13 protein-coding genes are annotated in these 19,928 nt (G+C 71.7%); 3 read left to right on the plus strand and 10 right to left on the minus strand.

Annotated features, from left to right (window positions below):
- Positions 1 to 174: 174 nt before the first annotated feature.
- Entirely contained in the window at positions 175 to 915 is a 741-nt protein-coding gene (locus F3T56_RS34460) for a Type 1 glutamine amidotransferase-like domain-containing protein (protein WP_149829279.1), read from the minus strand.
- 22 nt (positions 916 to 937) lie between these two features.
- Positions 938 to 2,188 carry a 3-phosphoshikimate 1-carboxyvinyltransferase gene (gene aroA, locus F3T56_RS34465; RefSeq protein WP_149829280.1) on the minus strand — a complete coding sequence of 417 codons (1,251 nt, stop codon included), beginning with the start codon at positions 2,186 to 2,188 and terminating at the stop codon, positions 938 to 940.
- A gap of 604 nt (positions 2,189 to 2,792) precedes the next feature.
- Between aroA and F3T56_RS34470 the strand changes: the two genes are divergently transcribed.
- The 3 genes from F3T56_RS34470 (at position 2,793) to F3T56_RS34480 (ending at position 7,800) form a co-directional block, all read left to right on the plus strand.
- Positions 2,793 to 4,634, plus strand: coding sequence for a glycoside hydrolase family 3 protein (locus tag F3T56_RS34470; RefSeq protein WP_149829281.1), 1,842 nt, complete (start codon positions 2,793 to 2,795; stop codon positions 4,632 to 4,634).
- 101 nt (positions 4,635 to 4,735) lie between these two features.
- Positions 4,736 to 5,377, plus strand: coding sequence for a hypothetical protein (locus F3T56_RS34475; RefSeq protein ID WP_149829325.1), 642 nt, complete (start codon positions 4,736 to 4,738; stop codon positions 5,375 to 5,377).
- Between the two features lie 158 nt (positions 5,378 to 5,535).
- Positions 5,536 to 7,800 carry a protein kinase domain-containing protein gene (locus tag F3T56_RS34480; protein WP_149829282.1) on the plus strand — a complete coding sequence of 755 codons (2,265 nt, stop codon included), beginning with the start codon at positions 5,536 to 5,538 and terminating at the stop codon, positions 7,798 to 7,800.
- A 69-nt stretch (positions 7,801 to 7,869) separates the two neighbouring features.
- On the opposite strand, the gene F3T56_RS34485 is transcribed toward F3T56_RS34480, so the two are convergent.
- The 8 genes from F3T56_RS34485 to F3T56_RS34520 all read right to left on the minus strand — a co-directional run bounded on the left by F3T56_RS34485 (position 7,870) and on the right by F3T56_RS34520 (position 19,837).
- The gene (locus tag F3T56_RS34485; RefSeq protein WP_149829283.1) at positions 7,870 to 9,303 is read right to left on the minus strand and encodes a S28 family serine protease; all 1,434 of its coding nucleotides are present in this window, start codon (positions 9,301 to 9,303) and stop codon (positions 7,870 to 7,872) included.
- A gap of 212 nt (positions 9,304 to 9,515) precedes the next feature.
- Positions 9,516 to 9,881 (minus strand): hypothetical protein, encoded by a 366-nt coding sequence (locus tag F3T56_RS34490; RefSeq protein WP_149829284.1) that lies wholly within the window; start codon positions 9,879 to 9,881, stop codon positions 9,516 to 9,518.
- Between the two features lie 134 nt (positions 9,882 to 10,015).
- Complete coding sequence (locus tag F3T56_RS34495) at positions 10,016 to 13,807, minus strand: ABC transporter ATP-binding protein (RefSeq protein WP_149829285.1); 3,792 nt, start codon at positions 13,805 to 13,807, stop codon at positions 10,016 to 10,018.
- A 252-nt stretch (positions 13,808 to 14,059) separates the two neighbouring features.
- On the minus strand, positions 14,060 to 14,383 hold the full coding sequence (locus F3T56_RS34500) for a hypothetical protein (RefSeq protein ID WP_149829286.1): 324 nt from the start codon (positions 14,381 to 14,383) through the stop codon (positions 14,060 to 14,062).
- A gap of 114 nt (positions 14,384 to 14,497) precedes the next feature.
- Entirely contained in the window at positions 14,498 to 16,138 is a 1,641-nt protein-coding gene (gene pgm, locus F3T56_RS34505; RefSeq protein WP_149829287.1) for a phosphoglucomutase (alpha-D-glucose-1,6-bisphosphate-dependent), read from the minus strand.
- Between the two features lie 608 nt (positions 16,139 to 16,746).
- The gene (locus tag F3T56_RS34510; RefSeq protein ID WP_149829288.1) at positions 16,747 to 17,436 is read right to left on the minus strand and encodes an ABC transporter; all 690 of its coding nucleotides are present in this window, start codon (positions 17,434 to 17,436) and stop codon (positions 16,747 to 16,749) included.
- Complete coding sequence (locus tag F3T56_RS49475; RefSeq protein WP_149829289.1) at positions 17,433 to 18,959, minus strand: ABC transporter permease; 1,527 nt, start codon at positions 18,957 to 18,959, stop codon at positions 17,433 to 17,435. Before F3T56_RS49475 ends, F3T56_RS34510 begins: the two co-directional genes overlap by 4 nt.
- On the minus strand, positions 18,956 to 19,837 hold the full coding sequence (locus F3T56_RS34520; RefSeq protein WP_149829290.1) for an ABC transporter ATP-binding protein: 882 nt from the start codon (positions 19,835 to 19,837) through the stop codon (positions 18,956 to 18,958). The genes F3T56_RS49475 and F3T56_RS34520 overlap by 4 nt, the downstream gene beginning before the upstream one ends.
- Positions 19,838 to 19,928: the final 91 nt, after the last annotated feature.

Genomic DNA, 19,928 nt, shown 5'->3' on the forward strand with positions numbered 1-19,928 from the left:
CCCTGAAAGACACGGCCCTGCGGGCCGAAAAGCATGGGGCGCAGCCCCTGCTTTTCAGGGGCGCGGGGCTGTGACATATGCGGCTCCGCCGCGTGGGCGCGAGCAACCACGAACCACCCGCACCCGCCAACGCACCCCCGCCCCCCGAGCTCTCCCGCGAAACCCGGCCGACCGCTAACGCCGGGGTTCCGGGAGGAGGCGGGGCTCAACTCTCTCCTCGGTCGCGCCGGCAGGCGTCCGGCGGACTATGTACGCGGCCTTGCCCGGGAGTTCCGTGACGGCCTCGGCCAGGTGGGTGCCTCGGTAGACGAGGCCGACGCCGTCGTCGGTGCAGTGGGTTTCGGGGAGTGTGCCGGTGGCAACGAGGTCGTGGACCAGGGGACGGCGGCCCGCGTCGGAGTCGTAGTGGACGCCGTTGCCGTAGGGGAGGTAGCCCAATGAGTCGGTCACCGGGCGGAGTTGGGGGCCGAAGGAGTCCGTCGTGCCGCCCTGGAACCAGCAGATGGAGCCCGCGCTGACGCCGCTGAGTACGACCCCGGACTGCCAGGCGCGCCGGAATATCGCGTCTAGGCCATGGACGCGCCAGACGGCGAGCAGGTTGGCCACCGAGCCGCCCATGACCCAGACGACGTCCTGTTCGAGGACGGCCGCCTCGATGTCCTCGATGTTGGGCATCGGGAAGAACGCGAGCGGGGTCAGGTCGAATCCCGCCACCCGCGCGGCCTCGCTCATGCGGGCTGTCATGTGCTCGGAGTCGCCGACGGCCGTACCGACGTACATGACCTTCGGGCGGCGCCCGTCGACCCCCGACAGTTCCACCGCGTGATGCACCAGCGAGTGAAAGGTCACCCGGGTGCGGTCCCCCAGGCGGTGGCCGCCCGAGGTGGCGACGATGGTGGGCTCGGAGGCAGTCATGGCCGGGAGGTTAGCAAGGGACTCAGCCCCGCCCACCCGGCAGTTCTCGCCTCAGCTCCGCGAACGCCTCGTGGAAGTCCGGGAACGTCTTCCGTACGCATCCGGGGTCGTCGAACGTGATGCCCGGCACCCGAAGCCCCGTCACGGCGAAGGACATCACGATGCGGTGGTCGCCGTATGTCTTGATGTCCGTGCCGGGGGTCAGCGGCGCACCGGGCCTGATCTCGATCCAGTCGGGGCCCGTGGCGACCTCCACGCCCAGCCGTCGGAGGTTCTCCGCACAGGCCTCCAGGCGGTCGCACTCCTTGACCCGGGTGTTGGCGACGTCCTCGATGCGGACCGGGCCGGAGGCGAAGGGGGCGATCGCGGCGAGGGTCGGCATGGTGTCGGAGATGTCGCGCATGTTGACGGTGAGGCCGCGCAGTTCGCCGGTACCGGTGAGGGTCGTGCGGTCCTCCCCCACCTCGACCCTCGCGCCCATCCGCCGCAGGACGTCCACGAAACGCAGGTCGCCCTGGAGCGCGCCGGTGCCGAGGCCGGGGACGGTGACCTCGCCGCCGGTCAGCGCGGCCGCGGCGAAGAAGTAGCTCGACGTGGAGGCGTCCGGCTCGATGGCGTACGTCGTCGCGCGGTAGCCGCCGGGGGCTACGACGTAGGTGCGGCCCTCCCGTCGTACATCCGCGCCGAACGCCCGCATCATCGCCGTGGTGATCTCGACGTACGGCTCCGAGACCAGGTCGGTCACCGTGATGCGCAGGCCCTCACGGGTGAGCGGGCCGAGGAGGAGCAGGGCGGTGAGGTACTGGGAGGACTGGCCGGCGTCGAGGGTGACGTCGCCGCCGGTGACGCCGTTCGCCGCGATCCGCAGGGGGTGGTGGCCCTCGGCCTCCTCGTGGGTGAGGTCGACGCCGAGGTCGCGCAGGGCCCGGGTCAGCGGGGCGAGGGGGCGGCGGCGCATCTGGGGGGAGGCGTCGAAGCGGTAGGTGCCGTGGCCGGCGGCGGCCAGGGTCGGCAGGAAGCGGGCGGTGGTGGCACCGTCCCGGCAGTAGACGTCCGCCTCGGTGACCGCCGGGCCCTGCGGGCGGCCGTCGACCTGCCACGCGTCCGGGGTACGGCCCACCCGGTACCCGAGCCGCACCAGACCCTCGGCGAAGCCCTCGGTGTCGTCGGACCTCAGGGGGCGTACGAGGGTGGTGACACCGTCGGCGGCCGCCGCGAGGAAGAGGGCGCGGGCGGTGATGGATTTGGAACCGGGGATGTTGACGAGGGGCATGCGGTCATGCTGACGCGGGGGCCGGTCTTTTGCTGGAACGTCCGGCAAGTGGACCCCCGTCCGGGTGAAGCCCGCCTTCCAGTTCGGGGGGTTCGGTTGTTTCGCGGGTGCGGGTGGGTGGGGGCTTGTCGCGCCCACGCGGCGGAGCCGCACATCGACACAGCCCCGCGCCCCTGAAAGACACGGCCCTGCGGGCCGAAAAGCACGGGGCGCAGCCCCTGCCTTTTCAGGGGCGCGGGGAACTGCGCGACAAGCCCACCACAATCCGCACCCGCCAACGCACCCCTGCCCCCCGAGCTCTCCCGCGCACCGTCACTCTCACCCGTACCGACTTCCGGGATTCCGCCGATTCCCGGGAACCCAGCCCCGGCCCGCCCCGTCCAAACGCCATGCTGTCGGGTGAGTCTCCGCAGAGCGGACCGTCGGCTTCGCTGCTGGCTGCGATCGCTGACCAACCCTCTCCGCCGCCTGCGGCCGGCAGCACGCCGTCACCGGCGCGCCCCCCTCCGACAGCGCCGGTGGCGGCCCCTTGTCGTCGGCTTTGGCTGGGCTAGTGTGCGTCTCCTCAGCGGTTCATCTCCGGTTCATTTCCGGAAGGAGCGACGTGCCCTCCAGACGTACCGTTCTCGCCGCCACGGCAGGCGTCACCGCCGCCCTGGGCATCAGCACCAACGCACATGCCGACAGAGTCGACGACAAGGCGCTCCGCTCCCTCGTCTCCCGTATGACCCTCGAAGAGAAGGTCGGGCAGCTCTTCGTGATGCGGGTCTACGGGCACTCGGCTACCGCGCCGGACCAGGCCGACATCGATGCCAACCTCAAGGAGATCGGTGTCCGTACGGCCGCCGAGTTGCTCGCGAAGTACCGGGTCGGCGGGATCATTTACTTCTCCTGGGCGCACAACACCCGTGACCCGCACCAGATCGCCGGGCTGTCGAACGGGATCCAGCGCGCCTCACTCGGCCTTCCCCGTGGTCTGCCCGTCCTGATCTCCACCGACCAGGAGCACGGGATCGTGGCCAGGATCGGCAAGCCCGCCACGCTGCTGCCGGGGGCGATGGCCCTCGGCGCAGGAGAAAAAGGGCGCGAAGCGCTTCGTCAGAAGGGTGGTGGTGGGAGACGGGCGGGCGGTTCGCACGAAGACGCCCGTGAGGCCGGGCGGATCGGTGGGGCCGAGTTGCGGGCGCTCGGGGTCCGGCAGGACTACGCGCCGGTCGCCGACGTGAACGTCAATCCGGCCAACCCGGTCATCGGCGTACGGTCGTTCGGGGCCGATCCGCAGGCGGTCTCAGGGCTCGTCGCCGCGCAGGTGAAGGGGTATCAGGGGGCCGGGGTCGCGGCGACCGCCAAGCACTTCCCGGGGCACGGGGATACCGCCGTCGACAGTCACTACGGTTTCCCCGTCATCGAGCACACGAGGAAACAGTGGACGGCCCTCGACGCGCCGCCGTTCCGGGCCGCGATCCGCGCCGGGATCGACTCGATCATGACCGCGCACATCATGGTCCCCGCCCTGGACCCCTCCGGCGACCCGGCCACCCTCTCCCGCCCCATCCTCACCGGCATACTGCGCGAGGAACTCGGCTACGACGGCGTCGTCGTCACCGACTCGCTCGCCATGCAGGGCGTACGCGAGAAGTACGGCGACGACCGGGTTCCCGTGCTGGCACTCAAGGCCGGTGTCGATCAACTCCTCAACCCGCCCTCCCTGGACCTGGCGTGGAACGCGGTGTTCAACGCCGTACGCGGCGGTGAGTTGACCGAGGCCCGCCTCGACGAGTCGATCCTCCGGATCCTGCGGCTCAAGGCGAGGCTGGGGCTGTTCCGGCAGCCGTACGTCAGTGACGCGGGCGTCGACCGGGTGGTGGGGATCGCGCGGCATCTCGACGCCGCCGACCGGATCGCCGAGCGGACCACGACACTCCTGGTCAACGAGGGGGCGCTGCTGCCTTTGTCCCGTCGTACACACGTGAACGTGCTCGTGGTCGGCGCCGATCCGGCCTCCCCGTCGGGCACCACCGGACCGCCGACGGCCGTCCTCGCCGCCGAGCTCGCCTCCCTCGGCTTCACCACCACCCGGCTGTCCACCGGTACGACACCCGCGCAGACCGTCATCGACCAGGCGGTCGCCGCAACAGAGAACATGAACGCAGTCGTAGTCGCCACCTACAACGTCAACGCCGCACAGAAGACTCTCGTGAACCGGCTCCTCGCCACCGGGGTGCCCGTCGCCGCCGTCGCCGTCCGCAATCCGTACGACGTTGCCCAACTACCTGATGTGAAGGGGTACTTGGCGTCCTACTCCTGGACGGATGTCGAAGTGCGGGCGGCGGCAAGGGTGTTGGCCGGGCGGGTGACACCGCGTGGGAAGCTGCCGGTGCCGGTGCAGCGGGCCGACGATCCCACGCAGGTGCTGTATCCGATCGGGCACGGACTGACGTACTAGACCTACGTCACAGACCAGGCACAACCCCACCAACATTCGCAAAGCGCACGATACGTCTGGCGTGGCCCCCCGGGGCGGGTCACGCTGGTCGGGGGGTGGCCATGCGAGGGGTGCGTACGAGGCTGTCGGGGATCTCGGGGAGCGTCGCCCTGGCCATCGCGCTGCTCTCCGGCTGCCAGGCGCTGAACGGCGGTGCGGGCGAGGAGCCCACGGAGCGAACGACCACCACCGCGCCCACCCGGACGGCCGGTTACGGGACGGTGTTCCTCGGGATCGACGAGTGCAGTTCGTTCGGGACGAGCAGCTTCACGGAGGTGCCCTGCGCCGGCGAGCGCGCCGCCGCCCGGGTCGTGGCCCGGCACGACGGCCGGGTCGCGCAGGGGCCGCCCTGTCCGGCGACCACCGACTTCGTCCTCCACATCAGCGAGTCCAGGCCCTCCGGCGGCGGGGACGAGGACGGCGACGGTTCCGTGCCCCAGGGCTACGCCTGTATGCGCAACCTGGAGCCGCCGCACCCGGGTGATCCCGGCGGCGGGGGCGGCCCCCGCACCATCGTCGGCGACTGCGTCTACAGCGCCGGACGCGGTGAGGTCCGCGAGACCGCCTGCGACGGCAAGGGCGAGCGCGCCCCGGAGTACCAGGTCACGGCGGCGGTCGAGACGAAGCCGCAGTGCCCCGACTCGACCGATCTGTATGTGCAGTTGGGCGGCGGCAAACCGGTGGGATGCGCCGCGCCCGTCTGAATGCCGAACGGCCGCCGCCGAGTTCGGCCGCTGCCGAGTTCTGAGTCAAGCGCCATTCTGGCCGAACATCCCTCCGTGCTCGCCGTACCGGATCGATATCATCCGCTCACGGTCCGTACGACGACGGCCGTGACGACGGTGACGACGGTGGGGGGACGATGGCCCAGGATCCTCAAGGCGCTCCGGACAAGGAGGAGTTGCCGGAGATTCCCGGTTACCGCATCGACTCCGTTCTCGGCTCCGGCGGAATGGGCCACGTCTTTCTCGGTACGTCCCCCTCCGGCCGCCAGGTCGCCATCAAGGTGATCCGGGGCAATCTCGCCCACCAGCCCGACTTCCGGCGCCGTTTCCGGCGCGAGGTCACGGCAGCGCGGCAGGTCAGCGGGGCGTTCACCGCGCCGGTCGTGGACGCCGACCCGGATGCCGACCCGCCCTGGATGGCCACCCTCTACGTACCGGGGCAGCCGCTGGACCAGCGCATCAAGCTGGGGCCCGAACTGGCGGGCGAGGAGCTGTACCGGCTCGGCACCGGTCTCGCCGAGGCGCTGCGCGACATCCACCGCGCCGGCATAGTGCACCGCGACCTCAAGCCGGCCAACGTCCTGCTCGCCTCCGACGGCCCCCGGGTCATCGACTTCGGCATCGTGCGCGCCGCCGACGCCGACATGCCCACGGGCACGGGGGTCACGGTGGGCACCCCGCCGTTCATGTCGCCGGAGCAGATCCGCGCCCAGAAGGACGTCGGGCCGCGCAGCGACATCTTCTCGCTGGGCTCGGTGCTGACGTACGCGGCGAGCGGGCATGTGCCGTTCGACGCCACGGACGTGTACGCGGTGGCCTACCAGCTGGTCCATGAGCCCCCGGACCTGGAGGGGGTGCCCGACTGGCTGCTGCCGGTGGTCGAGCGCTGTCTGGCCAAGGAGCCGGACGAGCGCCCGGACGCGGACGAGCTGCTCGTCCTGTTGCAGAACACGTCCTACCCGGCCGGCCCCGACTCCCCGGACACCGTGGTGCTGCGCGCTTCGCCGCCGCCCATCACCCCCGTGACGGCGGACGTCGGCTCCGCCCCCACTCCCCCACCCCGGCGGCGCCGGCGGCTCGTCCTCGCCGTGGCCGCCGCGGTGGTGGTGGTCGCCACGCTGTCGGGCGGACTGCTGTACGGGCTGCGCGGCGACGGGGACGGCGGCGGCTCGGGTTCCGCCAACAGCCCGAGCGCCACGCCCGGCCGGACCGCGCGCGCCGTCACCCAGCCGGAGGGCTCAGCCCCGTACGCGAGCACACAGTCCGGCTCCGGCGGCTTCACGTTCACGTACCACGACAGCCCCGAACGGCGCCCGGACGGCTGGCGGCAGTGGCAGTACAACCTCCAGAACAGCGACTGCGTGTACGCCGAGTCGTCCCTGGTGTGCGTCGGCGACCGCACGGTCCGGATCGACGCCGCGACCGGCAAGGAGCTGTGGCGGACCGACGAGGCGTCGTCGTACGGCCAGAACACCCCGGTCGTCGTCGGCGACACCGCGATCGTCAACATCGGCGACCGTCTCATCGGTCTCTCGCTCGCCGACGGCAAGGTGAAGTGGCGCTACGCGGTGGCGTTGCTCACCCAGCGGCTCATCGGCGACGGCGAACGCGTCTACGTGGTCGACCACAGCGGCCTGGTCGTCGCCGTCGACGCGCGCACGGGCCGGGAGGCCTGGTCGGCGCAGGCGCGCACCAACCCCGAGACCGGCACCGGGCATCCGCCCGCGCTGCGGATCGTCGGCGACCGGCTCCATGTGTTCACCGGCGTCGGCAGCGACGGGCTCGGCGAGGACTTCGACACGGTCGTGGACACCGGCAGCGGCGAGGAGGTCGCCGCGTTCAAGCTGGCCGCGCCCTGCGAACCCGGCAGCCAGGCGCTGCTGGAGGAGGACGGCGCGACCCGGCTGTACTGCATCGCGGTGAACGACGAGGACGCGGAGAGCGCCCTGTTGAGCCAGAAACTCGCCGCCGACGCCAAGGGCGTGCGCACCGAGGTCGACGCGACCCTGGGCGGCGGTCAGATCGGGGCACCCGAGCTGTCGGTGACGCCCGGCCGGGTGCTGTTCGTGGCCCCCAACCAGACGGGCGGCGAACTGGTCGCCGTCGACACGGTCGAGCGGACCGAGCTGTGGCGCCGCCCCATGCCCGGCCGGGGCCCGGCCGACGCACCCCCCGTCCAGGCCGGCGACCGCGTCTACGTCGCCAACACTCGCGGCGTCGCCGTCTTCGACTCCCGCACCGGCAAGCTGCTCTACCGGCACAGCGTGCCGACCGTCGAGGACGACAGCGGCTTCGACACGGGCCTGGACACCGAGCCGATGGTGGCGGGCGGCATCGTCTACGTCCCGTCGTCGAAGGCGGGCTGGGTGAGTCTGGACACCGAGGACACCGGGGAGCGGTGAGAGGCAGTGAGCCCCCGGTGCCGCTTCACAGCGGCACCGGGGGCTCAATTCACCCTCACCTCAACGGCGTTACGGCCTCAGCGTCATCTCCTTCTCGATGTCCCGCTTGTCAAGCTTGGAGTCGAACTTCGCGAGCGGCTTCGCCTTGCTCGGGTCGTCCTGGACCGTGGCAGGGGCGACGCCCGCCCACTCCAGGATGCGGGCGGTGGCCAGCGCCTTGTCGGAGTCGACGAGACGGGAGACGTTGGCGCCGTGGTTGGCGCCGGGGGCCGTGAGGATGTACGAGTCACGGGCCTTCTTGCCCAGGTGGAACGGCTCGGCGCCCCACGGGTCGTTCTCGCCGTACACGAAGAGCATGCGCTGGGCGTTGTTGCGGACCCAGGTGTCGACGTCGCGCATGGCGTACGGCTGGAACTTCATCTTGATGTCCCGCGGCACGAAGTTCCGCGGCGGCTGGTAGCCGTAGCGGATGTACTTCTTCTCGATGTGCGGGAAGACGATCGTCGGCGCGCCCAGCTGGGTGCCCGCCTGGTAGTAGTACGGGACGTACGGCGCCAGGCCCTGGTCGCTGTACGAGGCGAAGCCGCCGATCGTGTCGACGGACGTCCAGATCTCGTCGTCCGTGGCGGTCTTGGCGTCCTTCGGGATCAGGGTGTCGTCGTCGCAGTTGGCCAGCTGGTTGTACTGCCAGAAGCCCCACACGTAGTCGAGGACGACCGCCTCGTACGCCTTGTCCAGGTTGCCGACGGTGTTGAAGGTGAGGCCCTCGGCGGCGGCGTACTCCGCGTACTTCTTCTCCAGCGGCTCCCGGCGCACCAACGCCTCGCGCTGCACCGCGTTCAGCCGGTCGCGGCACTCCTTCGTGCCGACGTGTCCGAAGAACTCGTCGTACGCCGAGTCCTCCTTGTTCACCACGTCGTTGGGGGCGACGTAGGCGACGACGCCGTCCATGTCCTTGGGGTAGAAGCGCTCGTAGTACGTGGCGGTCATGCCGCCCTTCGAACCGCCCGTGGAGACCCACTTCTTGTCGTAGATCTTCTTGAACGCCTTGAAGATACGGTGCTGGTCGCTCGCCGCCTGCCAGATGTCCAGCTTGGTCCAGTCGGCCGGGTCGGGGCGGGACGGGGTGAAGAAGCGGTACTCCATCGACACCTGGTTGCCGTCCACGATCTGCGTGGGCTCACGGCGGCTGGGGGTCGTGGAGACGTTGTAGCCGCCGGTGTAGAAGACCGTGGGGCGGCTGGTGTCCTTGTGCAGCACGGTGATCCGCTGCTGGAAGGTGCCCTTGGACGGGCGCCGGTGGTCGACCGGCTGGGTGAAGTTCAGGACGAAGAAACGGTAGCCGGGGTACGGCTTCTCCTCTATCAGGCTCACGCCTGGTATCGCGAGCAGTCGGTCCTTGATGTCAGCGGTGTCCGGCTCAGCGGCGGTGGCCGCCCCCGCCGTGCTCAACGTGCCTATGAGCACCACGAGCGACAGCACCCATGTGAGTGCTTTGCGCATACGTCTCTCCCCTGTGCGGCAGCTATGCGCCGGAAGCTATCCGAGCGGGTTGCTGGGGCACCAGGGGAGGACGGGTCAACTGGCCTTGTAGCGGCCGGAGATAGGGAAAACCCTGTGTGGGGCGACGGTTCGGTGAGGGCTCAGGCCCACGCCAACGCTCAGACTCACGCTCACGCTCACGCTCACGCTCACGCTCACGCTCACGCTCACGCTCAGCGGAGGATCCAGCCCGAGTCGTAGTTCTTCGTGCCGACCCGTGCGTGGATCCATACGCAGCGGCGGCCCGCATGGACGGTCACGGGGCCGGCTAGGTGCTTGGCGTTGCGCACCCACTCGCCGCGCCACGGCCGTATACGGAGGACCGCCTTGGAAGGCTTCTTCCCGGCCCGCTTCTTGGGCACGAGCACGGCGCAGACGTACCGGGTGCCCTTGCGGTAGACCCGCACGGTTCCGGCGTCGAAGGTCAGGGTCCGTACCTTGCGGCCGGTGCAGGACGGGGTGACGGCCTCGGCGCTGCCCGTCGGTCCGGCCAGCGTCAGCAGCCCCGCCGCCGTCAGTACGGCCAGCGCGAGCGCCATCGGCCGGCGTATCGCTCCCCTCGCTCCCCTGCCCACTGCTGCCCCTCCCACCACACGGCCCCGTACTGATGTACGGACGCGGGAGGTGCGCCGAAGGTTGCGTGCCGGGTGTCGGGGCCCGCCGAGGACGGTCGCTACGGCTTCAGCACCGGCTCCCCCACGAACGTCCGCCACAGTTCCGCGTACCGGCCGTCCCGGGCCAGGAGTTCGTCGTGGGTGCCGTCCTCCGCCACCCGGCCGTCGGCCATGACGACGACGCGGTCGGCGCGGGCGGCGGTGGTGAGGCGGTGGGCGACAATCAAGGTGGTGCGCGCGTAAGCGCTCGATGAGGGGTGGTGGTCGGGCGACGGGAGGGCCGTGCGGCGGCCGGCCACGCGGTCCGTCGCCTGGTTGACCTGGGCTTCCGTGGCCAGGTCCAGGGCCGCGGTCGCCTCGTCGAGGAGCAGGATGTCGGGGTCGACCAGTTCGGCGCGGGCCAGGGCGATCAGCTGGCGCTGGCCGGCCGAGAGGTTGCGGCCGCGTTCGGCGACCTCGTGGAGGTAGCCGCCGTCGAGGGTGGCGATCATGTCGTGGGCGCCGACGGCACGGGCGGCGGCCTCCACCTCGGCGTCGGTGGCGTCGGGGCGGCCGTACGCGATGGCGTCCCTGATCGTGCCCTGGAAGAGGTACGCCTCCTGCGGGACGACGCCCAGGCGGTGGCGGTACGACGTGATGTCGAGGTCGCGCAGGTCCGTGCCGTCGACCGTGACGCGGCCGGCGGTGGGGTCGTAGAAGCGGGCGACGAGTTTGACGAGGGTCGATTTGCCCGCGCCCGTCTCACCCACGAAGGCGACCGTCTGGCCTGAAGGAATGGTCAACGAGACCCCGCTCAGGGCCGCTTCTCCGTCGAGGGCGGCCCCGTACGCGAAGTCGACGCCCTCGAAGGTGATGTCGCCGCGCAGGGAGCGGACCTTCTGGGGCTCGGCGGCGGCCTTCGTCGACGTGGGCTCCTGGAGGAGTTCCTGGATGCGGCCGAGGGAGACGGTGGCCTGCTGGTAGCCGTCGAACACCTGGGAGAGCTGCTGAACGGGGGCGAAGAACAGGTCGATGTAGAGGAGGTACGCGACCAGGGCGCCGGTGGTGAGGGTGCCCGCGTCGACCCGGCGCGCGCCTGCGATCAGGACGGCCGCGGCGGCCACCATCGACAGGAACTGCACGAACGGGAAGTAGATCGAGATCAGCCACTGGCCGTGGACGCGCGCCTTGCGATAGCTGTCGCTGCCGGCCGCGAACCGCTCGCCGCCGTCGCGCTCGCGGCGGAACGCCTGCACGATCCGCAGCCCGGCCACCGACTCCTGGAGGTCCGCGTTGACCACGGCCACCCGCTCACGGGCGAGTTCGTACGCCTTCACACTCGCCCGGCGGAAGAAGACCGTGCAGACGATCAGCGGCGGGAGCGTCGCGAAGACGACGAGCGCGAGCTGTACGTCGATCACGACGAGGGCGGCCATGATGCCGAAGAAGGTGACGACGGAGACGAAGGCCGTGACCAGGCCGGTCTGGAGGAACGTCGACAGCGCGTCGACGTCGGTCGTCATCCGGGTCATGATCCGGCCCGTCAACTCCCGCTCGTAGTAGTCGAGTCCGAGGCGCTGGAGCTGGGCGAAGATCTTCAGGCGGAGCGCGTAGAGGACGCGTTCGCCGGTACGGCCGGTCATGCGCATCTCGCCGACCTGGGCCGCCCACTGGGCGAGCACCGAGAGCAGGGCGAGGACGGAGGCGGCCCAGACTCCGCCGAGGGCCGCCTGGGAGACGCCGTCGTCGATGCCGTTGCGGATCAGGACGGGCAGCAGCAGGCCCATGCCGGCGTCGGTCGCGACCAGGGCCAGGCTGATCAGGAGGGGCAGGCCGAAGCCGCGCAGGAGGCGTTTCAGGCCGTAGGAGTCCTCGGGGGCGACCGCGCGGGCCTCGTCGATGGCGGGGATGTCGGTCGCCGGGGGCAGCGCCTCGACCTGGGCGAGGAGTTCGGGGGTGGCGGGGGTGCCGTCGAAGGCGGTGTCCCTGGGCTCCCGGTCGCCGGTCCACAGCCGGGGGGTGATGCCGCGCTCGACGTCGAACTCGGCGTCCAGTTCGTCCCGTATCGACATCTCCTCGACGGGCTGCGACGGCTGGACGTGGCCGGGCGAGACACCGCCCAGCTCGTCGGGGTCGGTGAGCAGGCGGCGGTAGAGGGCGGAGCGGTGTTCCAGCTCCTCGTGGGTGCCGAGGTCGGCGAGGCGGCCCTCGTCGAGGACGGCGATGCGGTCGGCGAGGCCGAGGGTGGAGCGGCGGTGGGCGATGAGGAGGGTCGTGCGGCCCGCCATGACGTGCGTGAGCGCCTCGTGGATCTCGTGCTCCACGCGGGCGTCCACCGCCGAGGTCGCGTCGTCGAGGACGAGAAGGCGGGGGTCGGTGAGGATGGCGCGGGCGAGGGCGATGCGCTGGCGCTGACCGCCGGAGAGGGTCAGGCCGTGTTCGCCGACCTTGGTGTCGTAGCCGTCGGGGAGCTCGGCGATGAAACGGTCCGCCTGGGCGGTGCGGGCGGCCGTCTCGATCTGCTCGTCGGTGGCGTCGGGGCGGCCGTACGCGATGTTGTTGCGGACGGTGTCGGAGAAGAGGAACGAGTCCTCGGGGACGAGCCCGATCGCGGCGCGGAGGGAGTCGAAGGTCAGTTCGCGGACGTCCTGGCCGCCGATGAGGACGGCGCCCCGGGTCACGTCGTAGAAGCGCGGGAGGAGGAGGGAGACGGTCGACTTGCCGGAGCCGGACGCGCCGACCACGGCGAGGGTCTCGCCGGGGCGGATCTCGAAGGAGAGACCTTGGAGGACGGGGCGCCCGTCGTCGTACCCGAACGACACGTCGTCGAACTCGACCGTCGCGGGCGCGTCGGCGGGGAGGGTCTTGGTGCCGTCGGTGAGCGTCGGCTCGGTGTCGATCAGCTCCAGGACGCGCTCGGTGCCGGCCCGCGCCTGCTGCCCGACGGTGAGGACCAGGGCGAGCATGCGGACCGGGCCGACCAGCTGGGCGAGGTACGCGGAGAACGCGACGAACGTGCCCAGCGTGATGTTGCCGCGCACCGCCAGCCAGCCGCCGAGCGCCAGCATCGCGACCTGGCCGAGGGCGGGGACGGCCTGGAGCGCGGGGGTGTACTTGGAGTTGAAGCGGATGGTGCGCAGACGTCCCGCGAAGAGGCGGCGGCCGACTTCGCGCAGTTTGCCGGTTTCCTGCTCCTCCTGTCCGAAGCCCTTGACGACGCGTACACCGCTGACCGCGCCGTCGACCACTCCCGCCACGGCGGCGGCCTGGGCCTGGGCGTACCAGGTGGCCGGGTGGAGCTTGACGCGGCTGCGCTCGGCGATCCACCACAGGGCGGGGGCCACGGCGAGGGCGACGAGGGTGAGGGGCAGCGACAGCCACGCCATGACGACGAGGGAGATCAGGAAGAGGAGGAAGTTGCCGATGGTCATCGGCAACATGAAGAGCAGGCCCTGGATCAGCTGCAGGTCGCTGGTCGCGCGGCCGACGACCTGGCCCGTGGACAGGTCGTCCTGGCGGCGGCCGTCGAGGCGGGTGATCGTGCCGTACATCTCCGTGCGGAGGTCGTGCTGGACGTCGAGGGCGAGGCGGCCGCCGTAGTAGCGGCGGATGTAGGTGAAGACGTAGACGAGGGCGGCGGAGCCGATGAGGGCGCCGGCCCAGGGGGCCATGTCGCGGGTCTTGTCGCCGATGACGTCGTCGATGATCACCTTGGTGATCAGGGGGACGAGGGCCATCAGCGCCATGCCGGCCAGGGAGGAGCCGAGGGCGAGGATCACGTCCTTGGGGTAGCGCCAGGCGTAGGCGGCGAGGCGGTGTGCCCAGCCGGCGGGCTCGGTCCCCTTGGATTGCTCCCCCCGTTGCGTGGCCACGCGTGTCCTCTTCTCGTCGTACGGCGCTTCCGCAAGGCGGCAACATCGTGGGGGGCGGATTTCATCCCGGCCGGGTTTCCTCGCCGTTTTCCTCGCCCCCGCCGCCCCTACCCGTCCCGTCCCCAGGGGCTGCGCCCCTTCGACCCCCGCGGAAGAGCTCGGTCCGGTCGGTGGGTTGGCGGGTGCGGGTGGGTGGGAACTGCGCGAGCAACCACTGATCACCCGCAGACGGCAACGCGCAGCCCCGCCCTCTTACTGGGCGGTCATTCCGCTGGCCCTGGCGATGGCCTCCACCTCTTGGCGTAGGTACTCGCTCTCCGCGTCCGGGCAGTCGCAGTTCGGATTCAGGTGGTCGAGGAGTTTGCGCAGGCGGTCGCCGAACTCGGGGGTGAAGAGTTCCCGCTCTCGGGGGGAGAGCGGGATGTCCAGCTCCACGCCGCGGTGGACCAGCGCCTCGTTCGTGCCCTTGAGGATGCGCAGCAGAAGTTCGTACGACTCGGGGTCGAGGGTGCTCTGGAGTTCGGCCAGGTAGAGCACGAACTGTTCGGCGCTCGCCAGGTAGGGGTCTTTGTTCATGGGGGCATGCTGGCAAAGGCGCCGTGGGGTTTCGCGGGGTTGACGGCGATCGAGGCGATCGAGTGGTTTTCCCCTGTCGGCCTTGACAAGGCCATCGCCCCCCCTTCTGTCGCGTCAGGCGCCGAGCGCCGTGAGTACCACGGACCTGGCCTCCTCCTGGACCTGGCTCAGATGGGCCGGGCCGAGGAAGGACTCCCCGTAGATCTTGTAGACGTCCTCGGTGCCCGAGGGGCGGGCCGCGAACCAGGCGTTGGCGGTGGCCACCTTGATGCCGCCGAGGGCGGCGCCGTTGCCGGGGGCCTCGGTGAGGACCGTGGTGACCGGCTCTCCGGCGAGGGTGTCGGCGGTGACCTGGCGCGGGGACAACTTGGCGAGCAGCGCCTTCTCCTCACGGGAGGCCGGGGCGTCGACGCGGGCGTAGGCGGGGGAGCCGAAGCGGTCGGTGAGCCGGGCGTAGTGCTGCGACGGGGTCCTGCCCGTCACCGCCGTGATCTCGGAGGCGAGCAGGGCCAGGAGGATGCCGTCCTTGTCGGTGGTCCACACCGAGCCGTCCCGGCGCAGGAAGGACGCGCCCGCCGACTCCTCGCCGCCGAAGCCGAGCGTGCCGTCGGACAGGCCGTCCACGAACCACTTGAAGCCGACGGGGACCTCGACCAGCGGGCGGCCGACGTCCGCCGCGACCCGGTCGATCATGCTGGACGACACCAGGGTCTTGCCGATGCCGGCCCCGGCCGGCCACTGCTCCCGGTGCGAGAACAGGTACGAGATCGCCACGGCCAGATAGTGGTTGGGGTTCATCAGGCCCGCGTCCGGCGTGACGATGCCGTGCCGGTCGGCGTCGGCGTCGTTGCCGGTGGCGATGTCGAACCGGTCGCGCTGCTCGATGAGTGAGGCCATGGCGTACGGCGAGGAGCAGTCCATGCGGATCTTGCCGTCCCAGTCCAGCGTCATGAAGCGCCAGGTGGGGTCGGTGAGCGGGTTGACCACTGTGAGGTCGAGCCCGTGCTCTTCGGCGATACGGCCCCAGTAGGCGACCGAGGCGCCGCCCAGCGGATCGGCGCCGATGCGCACTCCGGCGGACCGGATCGCCGCCAGGTCCAGCACGTATCGCAGGTCGGCCACGTAGCCGCCGAGGAAGTCGTGGCGGCCGGTGCCGGGCGCGGTCAGGGCGCGGCTGCAGGGGATGCGCCGTAGGTCCTTCAGGCCGCCGATGATGATCTCGTTGGCGCGGTCCTGGATCCAGGAGGTCGCCTCGGATCCGGCGGGGCCGCCGCTCGGCGGGTTGTACTTGAAGCCGCCGTCGCCGGGCGGGTTGTGCGAGGGGGTGACCACCACGCCGTCGGCGAGACCGGAGGTGCGCGACCGGTTGTGGGTGAGGATGGCGTGCGAGACGGCCGGGGTGGGCGTGTAGCCGTCGGCCTGGTCGATGAGGACGGTCACGTCGTTGGCGGCGAACACCTCCAGTGCCGTGATCCGCGCGGGCTCCGACAGGGCGTGGGTGTCGGCGCCGAGGAAGAGCGGGCCGTCGGTGCCCTGGGCGGCGCGATACTCGCAGATGGCCTGGCTGGTGGCCGCGATGTGGTCCTCGTTGAACGCCGCCGCGAGCGACGAGCCGCGGTGTCCCGAGGTGCCGAACGCCACCCGCTGCCCCGGTTCGGCCGGGTCGGGGTGCAGCGCGTAGTACGCCGTGACCAGGCGGGCCACATCGATGAGGTCCTCGGGCCCGGCCACCTGCCCCGCTCGCGCGTTCTGCATTTCCCGCTCCTCCGCAAGGGTCGACCGTATGGGTACGGCGTTCATTCTCCCCTCCACATCACACGGGGACGCACGGCGGGGCGGAGCCGTGGGGCGGAGGCAGGCTGGGACACGGGGCGGCGGGGCGCGGGACCGAGGTGCCGGGGCGGGACGCGGGGCAGGGCGCGGGACGGCGGGAGGCGGGGCCGAGGTCCCGGGGGCGGCCTGCGGGGGCACACCTGCGTGGGCTGCGCGGCCTGGGGAGTGGACGCGGGACGGCGGGGCGCGGGACGCGGGCAGGGTGCGGGACGCGGGACGCGGGCAGGGTGCGGGACGCGGGACGCGGGACGCGGGACGCGGGACGCGGGACGCGGGACGCGGGACGCGGGACGCGGGCAGGGTGCGGGACGCGGGACGCGGGACGCGGGCAGGGTGCGGGACGCGGGCAGAGCGCGGGGCGCGGTAGTGACACCGCAGCCGGAGGCGGACCGGCGTAGCCGACGGGTTTCAGGGGCGCGGGGGACTGCGCGATCAGCCGCGCACAACCCGCGCCGCCGAACGTTCCGCGCCCCCGAAGCTCTCCTGCGGGAGTCCCGCCGCGCCCCACAGCGCGGACCCATGGAGCCACATCACCCAACCGCACCGCGCCGGAAGCCAAGACCGCCGCCGAAGCGGCGGCGCGGCTCCGGTCCGCATGCCATCCAGGTGGCGAACATGGTGATCAGGACGCCGGCCCACAGCAGATGGGAGTTCGCCCAGCGTGGGTCGCCCGGTGGTACGAACAGGGCGAAGCGGGGCGGGAGGAGCGCACCGGCCGCGATCGGCAACGCGAGCACGGCGCCCGCCACGGCCGGCCCCGGCAGTCGCGTCTCGCTGAACCGCACCACCGCCCCGGCCAGCGCGAGCGCCAGCCCGAACAGCGCGCCCGCCTCGACCGTCACCGCCCCCGACGGCAGTGCGGACCAGCGCGCGGGTTCGACGCCCACCCGGATGACGGCCAGCACGGCTGCCCACCACGCCGCGCCCACCGCCCACACCACGGCCACACGCAACGCCTGCCGCAGTGGACGCGGCACAGGAGAGACGCCGGTGGTGTGCCGGGCGGGATCGTCCAGGACGAACGCCATCCCCACCGCCCCGCACAGCGCGACCGCCCGCACCACGTTGACCAGCACCGGCGCCGAGAGCTCCATCGAGAACAGCACCGGTACGGCGGCCATGACGAGCCCCACTCCCCAGCCGGACGCGAACAGGCGCCACGGCAGGGACCGTAGCGTGGGCCGCACCAGAGCCGCCGCCACCGACGCCCGCCGCCTCACGCGCACATCCGCTCGCGGTCGTCGGCCGACTCCGCCGGGGCGGTGACACCGAGCAGGGCGGCCGCGCGGTCGGTGGTCGTGCCGGGCGCGGAGAGCTCCGCCCAGGACGCCTTCACCTTGCGGTCCACCTCCGCCCGGGGCTCGGCGAGCAGCCGCTCCACGACGGCGTACTCGCGGCCTCGCAGGGAGATCGCGGAGACCGGAGCCTGGATCACACCGGGGCTGTTGTAGTTGTCCCCGGTCCTCTCGAACATGGTCGCGCCGTCACGGGTCGCCCTGATCGCCAGCCAGACCATCAGGACGCCCCGCGCGTCGCAGTGCGCTCCCCCATACCGTTCGTGCCCCACCACCAGTCCCCGGGCGACGCTCGCGGCGAACTCCAGCTCCCGCTCGCCGCCCCACGCCGTACTCACCGTCAGCTCACCGGGCGCGGCGGGCGAGAGCTCCCACATGCCCGACGGTCCGTCGAGCGCGGCGACCTTCTGCCGTACGGTCAGCGCCCGCGTCGCCTCCGGTCCGCTGGCCAGTGACCGGGCCTTGTCCGTCACCAGGGCCCATTCGTCGATCCAGGGGGTGAACTCGGGGAAGGCGCAGTACGTCGTCGCCCCGCGCCGCTCGCAGTCCTGCACCGCCGCCGGGTCACGGGTCGCCACCTCCCGCGCCTCGCGCACCGCGTCCGACGGCGCCATGCCCTGGAGGACGACGGTGGCCACGACCGCGCCGAGCGACGCCACGGCAGTGACCCGCACGGCCCGCGTCCGGCCACCGCTCACCAGGACCGCCCCCGCCGCCGCCAGTACCGAGAGCGCCAGCAGGTACAGCGCGTGCCATCCGGCGGGCCGCCCCAACAGGTCCGACGGCAATGGCTGCCCGCCGTCGTCGACCACCACCGGGGACACGCTGCGCAGCCAGGAGCCAGGCTCCGGGGAGGCCGCGAAGATGAAGGTGCCCGCCAGTAGGGCGACCGCGGCCAGGGGAGCCACGAGCGCCGACCCGGCCACCCGGCCGAGCAGCACCCCGAGGACCGCGCAGACCAGTATCAGCAGCGGCCCGGTCAGCAGCTCGAACACCGACCCGCGCCCCACCGCCCCGGGCTTCAACGCCCCGGCCGTGAACTGCCCGGTCACGATCAATGCCGTCACCAGCACCGTCGGCAGCACGGACAGCAGATGCGCACAGGTGCGCTGCCACGGCGGCAGTACCAGCACGGCGAAGTGCCCGTCGGTGCCACGCCGGTGTGAGCGCAGCACTGCCAGGTTGGCGGCGATCATCACCACCGGGCCCAGCAGCACGTGTCCCAGCTGTGTCTCGCGGTCGATGTCCTGCAGAACCGGATAGGCGTCCTCCGGCTCACCGCCCGGCCACAGCAACACTGTCAGGTACGCCGCCAGGGCGGCCAGCACCAGGGGGTGCAGCAGCAGACGCCGTGCCTCCACCCGGGCCAGCGCGAGCACCGCCCGCCGCGCGTCCCCGGTCGGCGCCGGGAACGGTGCCACGGCCGGGGCCTCGGTCACGGCCGTCATGCCGCCACCTCCGCCGGCGTGTCGCCGCCGAGTGCGAGCAGATAGCCGTCCTCCAGCGTCGGGTCGACCAGCCGGGCGCCCGCCGGCGGATCCCCGACGTTGCGGAACTCGCCCGTCCCGGTGCGCCATCCGGCTCGGGCACCGGGCTGACGCTCCGCGCTGCTCCACACCCGGCCGTCGGCCACCGCCGTCAGCTCGGCGGCCGTACCGTCGAACCGCACCCGGCCCTTGTCCATCACCACCACTCGGTGGCACAACATCGCCACGTCCTCCGTCTGGTGGGTGGACAGCAGCACCGTCCGGCCCTCGCCGGCCTCCGCGATCAGCTCCCGGAACCTCATCCGCTGCTCCGGGTCCAGCCCGACCGTGGGCTCGTCCAGGACGAGGAACTTCGGATCGCCGACCAGGGCCGCCGCCAGCGCCACCCGCTGCCGCATGCCTCCGGAGAGTTTGCGGATCCGCTTGCCGCGCACGTCCGCGAGACCGACCGCGTCGAGCACCCGACGGGCCTCGGCGTGCCGGGTGCGCCGGTCCGTCAGCTCCTTGAGGATCGCCACGTAGTCGATGAACTCGAAGGCGGTGAAGTCCGGATGGAATCCGGGGTTCTGCGGCAGATAGCCCAGTGCTCCGCGTGCGTCCTGCCGACCGCGCACGGTGCTCGGATCGTGCCCGAGGACGGTGAACGCCCCGTTGTCCGGCGGGGTCGCCGTCGCCAGGATCCGCAACAGCGTCGTCTTGCCCGCGCCGTTCGGGCCGAGCAGCCCGGTGACGCCTTCGGTCAGCCGCAGCGTGACATCGTCGACCGCCCTCGTACCGCGATACCTCAGGGCCAGCCCGGCGGCCGAGACCGTGGGCCGACTGCCCGGGGGTCGTGTCATGACAGCCTCCTGGCTGCGAATCGAAGGGTCCGAGGAACCGGAGGAATCGGAGAGATCACGGGAATCGGAGGGATTCGAGGGATCACAGAGG

The sequence above is a fragment of the Streptomyces tailanensis genome (assembly GCF_008386495.1).
Classification (GTDB): Bacteria; Actinomycetota; Actinomycetes; order Streptomycetales; family Streptomycetaceae; genus Streptomyces; species Streptomyces tailanensis.